At 72.1% G+C, this 13,544-nt stretch carries 14 protein-coding genes and 1 pseudogene; 6 read left to right on the top strand and 9 right to left on the bottom strand.

Annotation, left to right across the window (positions count from 1 at the left end; all coding sequences use genetic code 11):
* Window positions 1–302 precede the first annotated feature (302 nt).
* Entirely contained in the window at window positions 303–1,148 is an 846-nt protein-coding gene (locus QRN89_RS32410) for an endonuclease I family protein (protein WP_290352967.1), read from the bottom strand.
* 454 nt (window positions 1,149–1,602) lie between these two features.
* On the opposite strand from QRN89_RS32410, the gene QRN89_RS32405 reads away from it, so the two are divergent.
* Window positions 1,603–2,412 (top strand): S1 family peptidase, encoded by an 810-nt coding sequence (locus tag QRN89_RS32405; RefSeq protein WP_290352966.1) that lies wholly within the window; start codon window positions 1,603–1,605, stop codon window positions 2,410–2,412.
* Window positions 2,413–2,603: 191 nt separating this feature from the next.
* Here QRN89_RS32405 and QRN89_RS32400 read toward each other — a convergent pair whose 3' ends face one another.
* A complete protein-coding gene (locus QRN89_RS32400; protein ID WP_290352965.1) occupies window positions 2,604–3,134 on the bottom strand; it encodes a MarR family winged helix-turn-helix transcriptional regulator in 531 nt (176 codons plus the stop codon).
* Window positions 3,135–3,392: 258 nt separating this feature from the next.
* Between QRN89_RS32400 and QRN89_RS32395 the strand changes: the two genes are divergently transcribed.
* A complete protein-coding gene (locus QRN89_RS32395; RefSeq protein WP_290352964.1) occupies window positions 3,393–4,148 on the top strand; it encodes a DUF4142 domain-containing protein in 756 nt (251 codons plus the stop codon).
* A gap of 226 nt (window positions 4,149–4,374) precedes the next feature.
* On the opposite strand, the gene QRN89_RS32390 is transcribed toward QRN89_RS32395, so the two are convergent.
* The 5 genes from QRN89_RS32390 to QRN89_RS32370 all read right to left on the bottom strand — a co-directional run bounded on the left by QRN89_RS32390 (window position 4,375) and on the right by QRN89_RS32370 (window position 7,909).
* Window positions 4,375–5,112: a flavodoxin family protein gene (locus tag QRN89_RS32390; RefSeq protein WP_290352963.1), complete on the bottom strand. Its 738-nt coding sequence runs from the start codon at window positions 5,110–5,112 to the stop codon at window positions 4,375–4,377.
* A 220-nt stretch (window positions 5,113–5,332) separates the two neighbouring features.
* On the bottom strand, window positions 5,333–5,956 hold the full coding sequence (locus QRN89_RS32385) for an Rv1733c family protein (protein ID WP_290352962.1): 624 nt from the start codon (window positions 5,954–5,956) through the stop codon (window positions 5,333–5,335).
* A gap of 259 nt (window positions 5,957–6,215) precedes the next feature.
* Window positions 6,216–7,037: a rod shape-determining protein gene (locus tag QRN89_RS32380; protein WP_290352961.1), complete on the bottom strand. Its 822-nt coding sequence runs from the start codon at window positions 7,035–7,037 to the stop codon at window positions 6,216–6,218.
* Window positions 7,034–7,399 (bottom strand): TraR/DksA family transcriptional regulator, encoded by a 366-nt coding sequence (locus QRN89_RS32375; RefSeq protein WP_290353949.1) that lies wholly within the window; start codon window positions 7,397–7,399, stop codon window positions 7,034–7,036. Before QRN89_RS32375 ends, QRN89_RS32380 begins: the two co-directional genes overlap by 4 nt.
* A 183-nt stretch (window positions 7,400–7,582) precedes the next feature.
* Window positions 7,583–7,909: a TraR/DksA family transcriptional regulator gene (locus QRN89_RS32370; RefSeq protein WP_290352960.1), complete on the bottom strand. Its 327-nt coding sequence runs from the start codon at window positions 7,907–7,909 to the stop codon at window positions 7,583–7,585.
* A gap of 357 nt (window positions 7,910–8,266) precedes the next feature.
* Between QRN89_RS32370 and QRN89_RS32365 the strand changes: the two genes are divergently transcribed.
* From QRN89_RS32365 to QRN89_RS32355, 3 genes and pseudogenes are all read left to right on the top strand, one after another.
* Window positions 8,267–9,220, top strand: a complete 954-nt coding sequence (locus QRN89_RS32365; protein ID WP_290353948.1) for a HAMP domain-containing sensor histidine kinase — start codon at window positions 8,267–8,269, stop codon at window positions 9,218–9,220.
* 2 nt (window positions 9,221–9,222) lie between these two features.
* A complete protein-coding gene (locus QRN89_RS32360; protein ID WP_290352959.1) occupies window positions 9,223–9,882 on the top strand; it encodes a response regulator in 660 nt (219 codons plus the stop codon).
* 191 nt (window positions 9,883–10,073) lie between these two features.
* A pseudogene (locus tag QRN89_RS32355) lies at window positions 10,074–10,544 on the top strand (ASCH domain-containing protein).
* A 46-nt stretch (window positions 10,545–10,590) separates the two neighbouring features.
* On the opposite strand, the gene QRN89_RS32350 reads toward QRN89_RS32355, so the two are convergent.
* Window positions 10,591–11,037, bottom strand: coding sequence for an SRPBCC family protein (locus tag QRN89_RS32350; protein ID WP_290352958.1), 447 nt, complete (start codon window positions 11,035–11,037; stop codon window positions 10,591–10,593).
* 144 nt (window positions 11,038–11,181) lie between these two features.
* On the bottom strand, window positions 11,182–12,180 hold the full coding sequence (locus QRN89_RS32345; protein WP_290352957.1) for an aldo/keto reductase family protein: 999 nt from the start codon (window positions 12,178–12,180) through the stop codon (window positions 11,182–11,184).
* Between the two features lie 296 nt (window positions 12,181–12,476).
* Here QRN89_RS32345 and QRN89_RS32340 point away from each other — a divergent pair, with 296 nt between their 5' ends.
* The gene (locus tag QRN89_RS32340) at window positions 12,477–13,463 is read left to right on the top strand and encodes a helix-turn-helix transcriptional regulator (RefSeq protein ID WP_290353947.1); all 987 of its coding nucleotides are present in this window, start codon (window positions 12,477–12,479) and stop codon (window positions 13,461–13,463) included.
* Window positions 13,464–13,544: the final 81 nt, after the last annotated feature.

Here is a 13,544-nt window from a genome sequence, read left to right as displayed (position 1 = left end):
CGACGGGCAGGACGGCCGACGGGGGCGTGAACGCCGGGGCCCGCGACCCACCGCCGCGGGCCCGGGTACGGAAGCGACCACCGCCTCCCCGCAGAACCGGGCGTCGAACGGCCCGGCCCTGCGGGAGGGGCGCCGCCGGTGAGGGCGGCTCAGCGATGACGGCTCATCCGGCGGAGCGGCTCAGACGTGCGAACGAACGGCACGAAGGGCGAACGACGGTGAGCGCGACTCGACCGCGGGCCCGACTCTACGGCGACCCCGACACCGCCACGCGGTGAGGGCGGCTCACCCGTGGGACGGGCTCACGCCTGCTTCCATATCTCCTCCACCCACTCGGGGTGGTCTATGAACGGGTTCCGGTTGTGCTGGAACTTCTCGAAGATGATCTGATTGCGGTTCTTCTCGAAGTCGTCCGGCGGGTCCTGCTCGCTCCACTGCTTCAGCACGGACAGCCGGCCGATGCGGGGCGCCGAACCGTTGTCGACGCTGTCGTTGGGTTCGAGGTCGGCGAAACCGTCGCCACCGTCGTAGCGGACGGCCATGTAGAGGATCATCCGGGCGACATCGCCCTTGACCTCGTCGCGCGGCTCGAACGAGTCGCTGTCGGTGCGATTGCCGGGAGCCTCCGCGATCTCCTCGCCACCGGCGTCGAAGTCCTTGTTCCCGCGCGCACTGTTGACGGTCACATCGGTGGGACGCAGATGGTGGATGTCGGTGCCGGGACCGACATCGGTGCCGAAGTCGCCGTGGGACTTGGCCCAGACGTGCTCCCGGTTCCAGTCGTCGTCGCCGGTGCCGTTGCCGTCCTTGCTCTGCGAGCGGCCGGTGTAGAGCAGGATCACGTTCGACGGGTTCTCCGGGTCCTCGTCCGTGGCCTTCAGCGCGTCCCAGACCTGGTCGTACGTCAGCTTCGTCTGGTCGCTGACGATGGCGTGGAGGGCCTTCTTCAGCTCCGGGCCGGTCTTGCCCAACGCGTCCTTGTAGTACGTGTCGTCGTACGCGCCCACCGCGCCGGCGGACCGGGCGGGGGTGGAGGCGGGGGGTGCCTGCGTGGCCATCGCGGCGGCGGGGGCGGCGATACCGGTGACGGCCGCGGCGACGACGGCCATGTGCCACGGTTTCCGGCGCTTGAGGCGGTGGGTGGACATGTGTGGGGGGTGTCCTCTCCCTGTTCGGGCGACCGGCGGCGCACTCTCGTACACGCCGACGCAAAGCAACAGTTGTTCGAACAGGGAGCTTTCCATGCGAACGGCGTCACCGCGTGGACGGGCTGCGCCCATCGTGTGCCGACACCGTGAACACCGGGGAAGCCGCGGCTGCCTACCCATCCCCCGGGGTGTGAATCCTGTGTTGTGACCGTGGGCAACAGCACCGGCCAGAGAGGGCGTTGGTCCGACAACGCCCTTGATGCTCGTCCGTCTGTTCCACATAATCGCTAGGCGCTCTGCGAACTCATCCCCCACTGGGTTCGGACGCACCACTGTGTGCTGCCGTGAACGAGACGGCCGTACGCGGGTGCTCCGTCGTGCCGTCCTCGGTACGACGCGCCGATTCTCGTGGGCCGGGCTCGGGGACGCGTATCCCCCCACGAGAGGAAGTCTGTTGACGAACTACCTCAAGCACCTCAGGCGCACCGCCGCGGCCGGCGCGGTCGCCCTCGCCGCCTTCAGCCTCCAGCCGGGCTCGGCCCATGCCGCCACCGAACCGACCCCACGCGGTGAGGTGGGCACGACCGTCGTCGGCGGCACCAAGGCCGAGCAGGGCGAGTTCCCCTTCATGGTACGGCTGTCCATGGGCTGCGGCGGCTCGCTGTACACCAAGGACATCGTGCTGACGGCCGCCCACTGCGTGGACGGCAGCGGCCCCGACACCGGCATCACGGCCACGGCCGGGGTGGTCGACCTTCAGGCCCCCGACGCGGTCAGTGTGAAGTCCACGGAGGTCCTGCAGGCGCCCGGCTACGACGGCAAGGGCAAGGACTGGGCGCTCATCAAGCTCGAGAAGCCCATCGACCTGCCGACCCTGCCGATCGCGGCGGACGACAAGCTCAACAACGGCGAGTTCGACATCGCCGGCTGGGGTGCGGACAAGGAGGGCGGCAGCCAGCAGCAGTACCTGCTGAAGGCCAAGGTGCCGTTCATCGACGACGCCACCTGCCAGAGCGCGTACGGCGACGGACTGACCCCGGGCGAGGAGCTCTGCGCCGGTCTCCTCGACACCGGCGGTGTCGACACCTGCCAGGGCGACTCCGGCGGCCCCATGTTCCGCCAGGACGACGCCGGAGCATGGACACAGGTCGGCATCGTCAGCTGGGGCGAGGGGTGCGCCCGTCCGGGCAAGCCCGGTGTGTACACCGAGGTGAGCGCCTTCGCGGCCGACATCCAGAAGGCCGCGGAGGGTCTGGGCGGCTGACCGGGCGGGCCGGGCGGCCGGCGTCGTGACCGGCCTGCCCCGCCCTCTCTGCCCGTGGGCGCCGCTGCCGAGCCGTAACGCGCTCGGCGGCGGTGCCCCACGGCTGCCGAGGCGGTCCGGGCACCTCGGACGGTGCGGGGACCACCCGGCAGAGCCGGGGCGCGCTCCCCCGGAGCCCAGAGCCGAGCACGTCAACCCCCCTGCGGGAGGGGCGTGTCCGTCCAGCCCAGCGGGTACGTCGCGCTGTCCGCGGCCGGTACGGACGGTTCGCCTCCCGCTTCGTTGAAGGCGTTGAGCGCGTCGATCAGGGCGGCGCGCCGAGCGGGGGCCATCCGCGTCACGATCGCCTCGATCTCCCGCCGCCGGCGGCTCGTGACGTCCTCGACGAGGGCGCGGCCTTCGTGCGTGAGCCGCAGTACCGTCTCGCGCCGGTCGGCCGGATTGGCCTGACGGTCCGCGAGGCCGGCCGCGATCAGCCGGTCGATCATGCGCATCGCCGTCGAGGGGTTGACGCCGAGGCGTTCGGCGAGCACGACGAGCTTGGCCGGTCCGTGCAGGGACAGCATCACCAGCAGCCGCATCTGGGGCAGTGTCACCCGGTCCTCGACGGCCGCCAGCGAACGCGCGGAGACGGCGACGAGCAGCCTGGACGCGGTCAGCACGGCGCGCGTCACCGCCTCGACGTCGTCGATGTGCTCCCCGGACTCCCCCTTGTCGGCCATACCCCCATTTCTACCCTGCCCCCTCCCTCCGCCGTCCCGCACCCCTGCCACGACGGTCCGGCGGCCGTCCGGCACTCCCACGGTCTCCCGCCGTACGCCGGAAGTCTCCCCGTTCCGTGGCGCCGGCCGGAAATCCCGGCGAACGGTGAACACGGCGGAGTTCGCGTCCGTACTGCTGGCTGCGTGCCGTGCCAGCCGCCCACAACAGCTCCCGGCGACACCAACGAGCCAGAACACCATGCCGAACCGGGAGGCATCATGAGTCCGAACCGACGTGCAGCCGAGTCCGGGGTCCCCCTGCGGACCCTCTGCGTCATCGCGGCCGTGTGCGCCGTCATCGCCACCGTGCTGATCGTGACCCGTGGAGGTGACGATGAGGCCTCGGCCGCGCAGACACCCGCCGGGATCGCCGCGGGCGGCTACGGCCAGAGCGCGGGGGCCGGTTACGGGCATTCGTCCGGCACCGGCCATGCGACCGGCGCGGAGGACGACGGCGCTGCGGCAGACGCGGGGAGCGTCCCGGCGGGGCCGCAGCCGGTGACCGAGGTGGACAAGACGTTCCTCGTCAAGGTGCGGCAGGCGGGGCTGTGGGAGATCCCGGCGGGCCGGCTGGCCCAGACGAACGCCTCCAGCGAGGCCGTCAAGCGGGCCGGTCTGCACCTGCTGGACGGGCACAGCAAGCTCGACCAGCTGGTGCGTGAGGACGCGAGGATCCTCGGAGTGCCGCTTCCGGAGGAGGCGACTCAGGAACAGCAGGACTGGGTACGGCAGTTGGAGGGAGCCCGGGGCGCCGAGTTCGATCGCCTCTTCGCCAACGTCCTGCGCGCCTCGCACGGGAAGATCTTCGCCACCATCGCCGAGGTGCGCGCGGCCACGCAGAACGACCTGATCCGCCGTCACGCGCGGCAGGCCAACCAGACGGTCCTGGATCACATGGAGGTCCTGGAGGACACCGGCCTGGTCGACGGCGCCACGCTCGCGGACGTCGAGAAGTCCGTCGCCCCACGCCAGTGAGGGTGCACTCGAAGTACGGGCGGCACACGGGTGGAACCCGGCCCTCCAGCGGGTCCGCCCGCCCCTGGCACTCTGGTTTGCACTGTGCAATGATTCGGGCGAGGAGGGCCCGGCGACGGGCCGGTCCACGTCTGGGAGCTGCGACGCTGGCACGGTGCGCGGCTGACCACGGCATCCGGCGCGTCGGCGGAAGCCCTCCTCGCCGGGTCCGCCCTCCTCGCCGGGTCTAACGGTGTTCGGGGTTCGGGGAGTCGAAGCGGCACCCCGCGTCCCACTCCGTGCGCTGGTTGCCGTGGGCGGGGATACCGCCCGCCCTTTTCAGCATCGCGGCCATGTGCAGCAGATTCCACGTCATGAACGTGGTGTTGCGATGGGTGAACTCGTTCTCGGGACCGCCCGAGCCGGGGTCGAGATAGGAGGGGCCGGGGCCCGCCTCGCCGATCCATCCGGCGTCGGCTTGCGGCGGGATGGTGTAGCCGAGGTGCTGGAGGCTGTAGAGCACGTTCATGGCGCAGTGCTTGACCCCGTCCTCGTTGCCGGTGATCAGACAGCCGCCGACGCGCCCGTAATAGGCGTACTGTCCTTGGTCGTTGAGCAGGCTGGAGCACGCGTACAGCCTCTCGATCACCCGCTTCATGACGGAGCTGTTGTCGCCGAGCCAGATGGGGCCTGCGAGCACGAGGATGTCGGACGCCATGACCCGCTCGTAGAGCGCCGGCCAGGCGTCGGTCTCCCAGCCGTGTTCGGTCATGTCCGGCCACACCCCGGTGGCGATGTCGAGGTCGACGGCGCGTACGACGTCGGCGCGGACGCCCTGGCGCTCCATCAGGGCGCGGCTCCTGTCGATCAGACCTTGGGTGTTGCTGGTCTCGGGTGAGCGTTTCAGGGTGCAGTTGACGAAGAGGGCGCGCAGGTCGTCGTAGCGAGCGGGCGGCGCGGCGGAGCCGGACGGCTGAGTGGTCACGAGGGTCCTCCTGTGGGTCCTCCGCGGTGGCGTTCACCGGGTGAGGCGCGTCCATCGTGCGGTCGGGGCCCGGGCCCCGACCGCCGCGGCGCAACGGCCCGTCCACGATCACTCAGACAGCGGACGGGCACCCGGTCCCCGGGCCCGGCCGGGGCCCGTGACCGTGCGGGGCTCCGACTGCCCCGGGCCTTTGACCGTGCGAGGACCGTGGACGGCGCGCTCAGTCGATGGACGCGGTCCAGCGGGGACCCGTCTCGGACCATGCCCTGTCCCACGCCGCGAGGTTGCGCCGCTGCAGCGTGAGGCCGGCCAGTCGGTACGCGGTGGCGCCGGACGCGACGACGATGATCCCGGCGAGCGCGGCCCAGCCCATGCTGTGGCTGCGGATGCGGCCGGGGGCGAGCGGCGGGTCCGCGAGGGTGCCGTCGGCGTCGGTCCAGATCTGGACGGTGCTGTGCGCGGGCAGGCCGGGTGCGACATCGGTCTCCGCGGTGCGTGGGTTCCCCTCGGGATCGGTGAAGCGCACCTGGGCCGGGTACAGGGTCTCTCTCGCCTCCGCGGATCCCGGTTCCGGGTGACGCGGTACGTCGTGCACGAGGACGGCGGGGATGTGGTGGCGTACCCGCGCCTGCTCGTGGGCGATCCGTTCGTAGTGGCGGTGGGCGGTTCCACCGGCCGCACGCATCGCGGCGGGGGCGGTCGCGACGACGGCCAGCACCAGGCAGAGGCCGATCCAGCCCTGCAATAGGTCCGTGGTGCGGCGCAGGGGGTTGCGCCGCCATCGCCACAGCGGCAGGCGCCGGCCCGCGGGGGGCGGCTGGGCCTGGGGGATGCTGCCGGCCACGGGCCTCTCCTTCCGATCTCTCCTTCCGCGCGCACGGCTCATGGCTTGGGGACTCGGGCTCGGGCTCCCGGCACGGGAGGGCCGGGAGCCCGGGTACCGAGGCGCCGGGACACGCGGTTCTCTCCGGACGCACGGGAGACGCGACGCCGGGGCACGGCGGCTCCGGGACGCCGGGCACTGGGGTTCCGCGACGCCGGAAGCGTGCGGAACCCCGCCGATGTCGCCGGTCGCGGTGCCGGCCGCACGGGCGGGCCCCCGGTCAGTGGTGAAGGTGCGGGACCGGTTGCCTGCCGCTGAACGCCGGGTGGGTGTGCGCGGCCTCGAGGAGCCTGGCGGCGCCGCGCACGGCGGCGGTGTGCGGCGCGGGCACGGCGCGGACGGGGGCGTGCAGCTGCCCCGTGAGCCGGTGGACGATCTCCGGGCGCAGCGCTCCTCCGCCGGCGAGGAGCAGACCTCCCTGGATCGCGTCGAGGGTGAGTGACGTCCGGTCCTGTCGCAGCATCGCCGTGATCATGTCGGCGACCGCGCCGGTGATCCCGTCGGCCGTGGTGGTGTCGTCCAGATCGCGGGTACCGAGGGCGGTGCGGCGCGCGTCGAGGACGGCCCCGTCCGACAGGAGCACCACTTCGGTGACGTGGGCGCCGATGTCCACGACCATCTGGGGCCGGCAGAGGTCCGCGCCGGCGGCGAGCGCGACGGCCCGCGCGGTGGGAACGGTCAGCACGGTGCGCGGCCGCAGCACCTGCACCGCCGTCAGGGCCTCCGCGCGGAAGGCGACACCGTCCAGTACGGGTGCGGTCACGACGACCAGCGGGCGGCCGAGGCGCGGGAGGCGATTGCCGAGCAGGCGTTCGAGCATCCGGGCGGTGCCCGGGGTGTCGACGATCGCGCCGCGCCGGATCGGGTGGATGGCGCCGGCGCCCGGGAAGGTGACCGTGGGGACGTCGAGGATCGTGCCGCGGCCGGAGATCCAGACGCGGGTGCGGGCACTGCCCAGGTCGAGGGCGATGCCGGAGCAGCGCCTGCAGCCGGGCCACGGCCGGTGACCGGCCGGGCCCCGGCGGAGGGGGGCCGCGCTCATCGTCCGGCCTCCCTCACCTGCTGGCAGCGTGAGCAGTACCGGGCCTGCGGAACGATCAGCAGGCGCTCGCGGGCGATGGGACGCCTGCACAGATGACAGGCGCCGTAACGGCCCTCGTCCATGCGCCGCAGGGCGGCCTCGACGTCGGCGAGGACCATACGGGCCGAGGCGGCGACCTTGATCCGCACCTCCAGTTGCGACGGGACCTGCCGTCCGAGCAGGTCGTCCGCGCGTGACGGGGCGGCGGACCCGATCTGCCGCAGCTGCTCCTGGCGGAACAGGTACTGATCGCGCAGGTTCTCGCGGAGCACGTCGAGGTCGTCGGTCGTGAGGGCCGCGCCGTGGGCCGCGTCGTGCGCCACGGCGGTGACCGCGCGGGCCGGGACGACCTCGTCGTACGCCGCAGCGTGGGTCGGGACGACCGTGTCGTGGTCGCCGATGGTCTGGTGGTTCACCGTTCACCCCTTCGGCAGGGCGGGAGGGAGTCCGGGCCGGGCGGGCCGGCGAGCCGGGTGGATCGGGGACGGCCGGCCGGTGGACGGCCGTCACGCGGAGCGGCGCTGGCACGCGACGCAGTGGCGCGTGTACGGGAGGATCTCGAGGCGTTCCGCCGGGATCGTCGTGGAGCAGGCGAGACAGGTTCCGTAGGTCCCGCCGTCGATGCGGGCGAAGGCTTCGTCGATCTCGGTGAGCGCACGCCGGAGGGCGTCCTTCTGCGAGGACATCAGGTGGTCCTCGTGGGTCTGGGCGGTCTCCCCGATCGCCCTCAGCTGGGTCAGACGCGTGTTGCGGGCGTGCTCCAGCCGCTGGCGTGCCTCGTGGGCGGTCAGACGCTCCGGCTGGGGTTCGGTCCGGGGGGTGTCGAGCGGCATGGGGAGTCCTCTCTCGGGCGGTGACGGCGCACGGCTGCCGGGCGGCGTCGCGGGCGGCAGCCCGACGCGTACCTGCTGACCAGGCACGATGCGCCGGACTTGAGGTCTCCACCATGGCCGCTTTCCTCCGCCGGGCCTATCGGGCGCAGTACCCATCTCTGCGGGGTCGGAGGAACCATGCGGCCCGCCATGGGTAGGGCGGCCCACCGGAAATGGGGGTGGGAGCCCATCGACTCCCGCACCGGTTCGGGGGACGCTGGCGACTGGCTCGGTCCGACCGGAGCCGCGGCTCCCGCCGGGGGCTCGTGGTGACCGACAGTGGGGACGGAGCCCGTACGAGAGGAAGGCGTGACACCCGTGTCCCTGTACTGGCGGATCTTCGGCCTCAATGCCGTGGTGCTGGGAGCGGCCACGGCACTGCTGCTGTGGGCTCCGGTGACCGTCTCGGTGCCGGTGCTGCTGACCGAAGCGGTCATCCTGGTGGGCGGACTGGCCGTGATGCTGGTCGCCAACGCGGCGTTGCTGCGGGTCGGTCTGGCGCCGCTGGGACGGCTCACCCGTGTCATGACCACAGTCGATCTGCTGCGCCCCGGCCAGCGGCTGCCCGTCCAGGGGCGCGGCGAGGTGGCGGATCTGATCAGCACGTTCAACGCCATGCTGGAACGCCTGGAGGGCGAGCGGGCCGCCAGCAGTGCCCGGGCCCTTCTCGCACAGGAGTCGGAGCGGCGCCGTATCGCGCAGGAGCTCCACGACGAGGTCGGCCAGAGCATGACCGCGATCCTGCTGGCGCTGAAGCAGGCGGCGGACGACGCCTCCGAGCCGCTGCGCGGCGAGCTGCAACTGGTGCAGGAGATCACCCGCGAGAGCCTGGACGAGGTCCGTCGTCTGGTGCGCAGGCTGCGGCCGGGGGTCCTGGACGACCTCGGCCTGATCAGCGCGCTCACCTCGCTCACCGGCGAGTTCGCCGCCCATTCGGGGCTCAGGGTGTCCCGCGGCTTCGACTCCGACCTGCCGGAACTGGACCACGAGACGGAGCTCGTGCTCTACCGCGTCACACAGGAGAGCCTGACCAACGCCGCCCGCCACGCGGAGGCCGGACGCGTCGAGGTCAGCCTGCGCCGCGCCGGTGGCACCGTCGTCCTCGACGTCACCGACGACGGCCGGGGCATCGGCCTCGCCCGTGAGGGCGCCGGCATCCGCGGTATGCGTGAACGGGCCCTGCTCATCGGGGCGGCGCTGGAGGTGGTCCCCGCGGCGCGGTCCGGCACCCGAGTCCGGCTGACGCTTCCCGGGCGGGGGGAGGAGCCGTGACCGTGTCCGCAGCAGAGCCGATCCGTATCCTCCTCGCCGACGACCACGCACTGGTGCGCCGCGGGGTGCGGCTCATTCTCGACCGGGAACCGGACCTGGAGGTCGTCGCCGAGGCCGGTGACGGTGCGGAGGCCGTCGGCATGGCCCGCAGCCATGAAGTCGACCTCGCCGTCCTGGACATCGCCATGCCGCGCATGACCGGGCTGCAGGCCGCGCGCGAACTGGCCGCGCTCAGGCCCGGTCTGCGCGTGCTGATGCTGACGATGCACGACAACGAGCAGTACTTCTTCCAGGCGTTGAAGGCCGGGGCCTGCGGGTACGTCCTGAAGTCCGTGGCCGACCGCGATCTGGTCGCCGCCTGTCGGGCCGCGATGAACGACGAGCCCTTCCTCTACCCCGGTGCGGTGAGCGCCCTCATCCGCCACTACCTCGACCGGGTGCGCTACGGCGACGAGGCCCCGGACCAGATCCTCACGCCCCGCGAGGAGGAGGTGCTGAAGCTCGTCGCCGAGGGCCATTCGTCCAAGGAGATCGCGGCGCTCCTCTCGATCAGCGTCAAGACGGTCCAACGGCACCGGGCGAACCTCCTCCAGAAGCTGGGTCTGCGGGACCGTACGGAGCTCACCCGCTACGCGATCCGCGCGGGGCTGATCGAACCGTGACAGTCGCCGGGAGGCGGTGGGAGCGGTCGACGACCGCGATCCGGTGCGCGCGTCGCGTCGGTCCGTCCGTCGTCGACGACCGACGCGACGCCACCTCGACGCACGCCTCGACGACCGGCACGAGGACCGGCACACGGCCCGGTGCGACGAGCGGCACTGCCGACGCGACGACGAGCGAGGCGTCTTCGACGCTGAAGCCGTATCTGCTCGTCAGGCCCGGGCCGCTGCGGGACTTGCAGGTGTCCGCCGTGCTCTCCGGCGAGAAGGTGTCCACGACCGGGCTGTTGGCCGAGGACGAGGCGGAGGGCGAGGACCTGCCGAGCCCCGGTGAGCGCGACGCGCTGATCGAGTCGGCGGGCCGCACGACGGCCGAGCCGGAGGTGACGGAGGTACGTGTGCTGCCGCTGGGCGAGGTCGACCTGCGGCACGCCCTCGACGAGGGCGAGGGCCACCGGTCCGTGGCCGAACGGGCACGGCCCACGCACGTTTCGGGCCGGGGCGCAGATGCCCGAGGTGCTGGGTGTCCCCGGCTTCACCGTCGACGCACGACCGTGGTGGTGGCCGAGCGCTTCCGAGTGGTACGGCACCCGGACCGGGCCGAGGCCCCTTCGTCCGGATCCCGCCCCTGCGGCACCGCCCCCGCCGCCGACGGCGGCCGGTGACCCGGCTGCCGGGCCGGGCGGGAGCGGCGGTGCGCCTCCCGCCGGTTCAGACCTCGCCGCGCCACGCTCCGGTCTCCGTACCCCTGGACTCGATGAAGCGCTTGAAGCGCTCGAGGTCGCCGGTGACCTGACGCCTGACGAAGCCGAGCCTGTCGCCGACGGTCTCCGCCACGCCCTGCGGATCGAATTCCATCTGCAGCATGATCTTGGTCCTGGCGTCCGCCAGACGGTGGAACGTCACCACTCCGGCCTGCCGTTCGCCCTCGACGGTCGTCCAGGCCACGCGCTCGTCCGGGATCTGCTCGGTGATCTTCGCGTCGAACTGCCGTTGGACGCCGTCGACGGAGGTGGTCCAGTGGGTCAGGGTGTCGGAGAGCTGGTCGATCCGCTCGACACCGTCCATGAACTCCGGGAACGTCTCGAACTGCGTCCACTGGTTGTACGCCGTACGCACCGGGACGTCGACCTCGATGGATTCCTCGACCTGCGACATCATCGTCTCCTCTCGTCGTGCCGGATCCGTGGACCGGCCGGGCGGCGGGGGCTGTCGGCCCCCTCGCCCGCGCGTGTACCCGGCGAAACGCGATTGACGACCCCCGAGGGGACTGGGCGGACGAGGAGGTTCCTCGCTCGCGCGTCAGCGGTGCCGGACGCCCGGCTCGGCGGACGGGGCCAGGGTCGGCTCGGTGACCGGCGCGTCGCCGAGTGCCGCGTCGACGGCCGTCAGCACGTCGTCGGACAGCTCGACACCGGAGGCGGCCGCGTTGCTGTGGACCTGCTCGGGGCGGGAGGCCCCGGTGATGGCGGAGGCGACCTCGGTGCGGCGCAGGACCCAGGCCAGTGCCAGGGTCGCCAGGCTCGTTCCCGCCCCCTCGGCGACGGGAACGAGCCGCTCGACCGCTTCGAGTGCGGCGTCGCTGTAGACGAGGTCGCGGGAGACCGCCATGGTGTCGCTGGCGAAGCGGCTTCCCTCGGGAACGGGCCGGCCCGGCCGGTACTTGCCCGTGAGAACTCCCTGAGCCAGCGGGGACCAGACGATCTGTGAGATGCCGTGGGCGGCGCACAGGCCGAACACCTCGGCCTCGGGGGCCTGCCACAGCATGGAGTACTGCGGCTGGGAGGACGCGAACAACCCGGGCCCCGCGATGTCGACGGCGGCCCGGATCTGTTCGGGGGTCCACTCGCTGAAGCCGAGGTACCGGGCCTTGCCCTGTTCGACGACCTTCTGGAGCGCCTCGACGGTGTCCTCGACCGGCACCGTGGGGTCGAACCGGTGGGCCTGGTAGAGGTCCACGTGGTCGGTCCTCAGGCGGGTGAGGGAGGCGTCGATCTGCTTGGCGATCTGTGCGGGTGACAGGCCCTGGTCGGCCGGGTCGTCGGACATCCGGCCCCATACCTTGGTGGCCAGGACGTACGAGTCGCGCGGGTGGGCCGACAGGATCTCGCCCCACGCCGTCTCGGCCGCACCCCGTCCGTAGACGTTCGCGGTGTCGAAGAAGTTGATGCCCGCGTCGAACGCCGCCTCGGTGCACGCGCGGGCGGTGTCCGCCTCCACGCCTCCGGAGTAGGTGAGCCAGGATCCCAGCGAGATCTCCGAGACTTCGAGGTCCGAACTGCCGAGGGTGCGATACCGCATGGGTGTTCCTCTCGTGCGCGTGGCGGCGGCGGGATGCCGGGGCGCCCCGTCCGGCTCCTGGAAGGGCCCGGCACCACCGTACTGACGCGCCGACGAGAACCGTCGGCTCTCGCGCGGGTCGCGAACCGGAGTCGAGCGGTCCGCAACGGGCCTCCGGGCGGTGGGGCGACGGGTGCGGGAGGAGGACGGCCGGATGCCTGGTATGCGGGATAACCTTCGGTGGTACGAAGCCGGGGGCCAACCCCCTTCCCGGCGGACCGAACTCATACACCGAGGGCGCGTTGCGTGAGAACGAGATGGCCGTGTTCGGCGTGTCCGCCGCGGAGGAAGAGCTCTACCGGCACTTTCTCCGCAACCCTGACACCACGATCGAGGACCTCCAGGCGCTCGCCCTCAAGGACGGGCCCAGCCGGGAGCAGAACCCGGAGCAGTGCCTGGAGCGGCTGCGCCGACTCGGGCTGATCCACCCCACGGGCGCCGACGGCCGTATCACACCGGCGGATCCCGAGGTCGCCGTGGCCCGGCTGACGGACGCCCGACTGCACGCCCTGCACCAGGAGTTGCAGCGGGTGACGCAGGCCCGGCACGTCATCCAGGGGCTGCGCGCCGAGCAGGGCGAGTGGATGGCACCGCAGGGCATCGAGCAGTTGCACGGGCTGGACGACATCCGCAACCGTATCGAGGACCTCGCCTTCTTCGCCCGTGACGAGATCCTGTCCGTCGAGCCCTACACCAAGCTGTCGGCGGAGAACATCGCCCGGTCGAGACCCCTGGACATGCGCTGTCTGCGCAGGGGAGTGCGCATCCGGAACGTCGTACTCCGTGCCGCGCTCGACAATCCGCCGACCGCCGGCTACCTGCGGGAGTTGGTCGCGGAGGGCGCCCTGATCAGGGTGGCGGAGAACATAACCGAGCGGATCCTCGTGTACGACGGCCATACGGCGCTGGTGCCCGTGGATCCGCGCAACACGGCGCGGGGTGCGTTGCTCGCCCGCAGCAACGGGCTGGTGGCGAACATCATCGCCCTGTTCGAGAAGATCTGGTCCCAGGCCGAGCAACTGACCGCCGTGGCCGGGCCGGAGGGGGCGGAAGAGCGTTTGACCGGTACCGAACGGCGGGTGCTGCTGTCGATGTGCTCGGCGGGCAAGGACGAGGTGGGGGCACGGGAGTTGGGGGTGTCGGTACGGACGTACCGTCGTCATGTCGCGGACATCATGCAGAAGCTGGGAGCGGCGAACCGGGCCCATGCGGCGCTGCTCGCACGGGAGCGCGGCTGGGTCTGAACGCGGCGGGTCCGCCCCCGCCGCCCGGTCGTGACCGGACCGCCGGTGGGCCGCGGCCGGACCGGTGGGCCGCGGCCGGCG

This window comes from Streptomyces sp. HUAS CB01 (genome assembly GCF_030406905.1).
Taxonomy (GTDB): domain Bacteria; phylum Actinomycetota; class Actinomycetes; order Streptomycetales; family Streptomycetaceae; genus Streptomyces; species Streptomyces chengbuensis.
This window is presented reverse-complemented; position numbering and strand designations above follow the sequence as displayed.

What these genes read in the sequence shown, in the direction of transcription:
- QRN89_RS32410 (WP_290352967.1), bottom strand. Translation starts at nt 1,148, where the DNA reads ATGTCCACCCACCGCCTCAAGCGCCGGAAACCGTGGCACATGGCCGTC.
- QRN89_RS32340 (WP_290353947.1), top strand. Translation starts at nt 12,477, where the DNA reads ATGGCCGTGTTCGGCGTGTCCGCCGCGGAGGAAGAGCTCTACCGGCAC.
- QRN89_RS32380 (WP_290352961.1), bottom strand. Translation starts at nt 7,037, where the DNA reads ATGAGCGCGGCCCCCCTCCGCCGGGGCCCGGCCGGTCACCGGCCGTGG.
- QRN89_RS32345 (WP_290352957.1), bottom strand. Translation starts at nt 12,180, where the DNA reads ATGCGGTATCGCACCCTCGGCAGTTCGGACCTCGAAGTCTCGGAGATC.
- QRN89_RS32350 (WP_290352958.1), bottom strand. Translation starts at nt 11,037, where the DNA reads ATGTCGCAGGTCGAGGAATCCATCGAGGTCGACGTCCCGGTGCGTACG.
- QRN89_RS32370 (WP_290352960.1), bottom strand. Translation starts at nt 7,909, where the DNA reads ATGCCGCTCGACACCCCCCGGACCGAACCCCAGCCGGAGCGTCTGACC.
- QRN89_RS32395 (WP_290352964.1), top strand. Translation starts at nt 3,393, where the DNA reads ATGAGTCCGAACCGACGTGCAGCCGAGTCCGGGGTCCCCCTGCGGACC.
- QRN89_RS32400 (WP_290352965.1), bottom strand. Translation starts at nt 3,134, where the DNA reads ATGGCCGACAAGGGGGAGTCCGGGGAGCACATCGACGACGTCGAGGCG.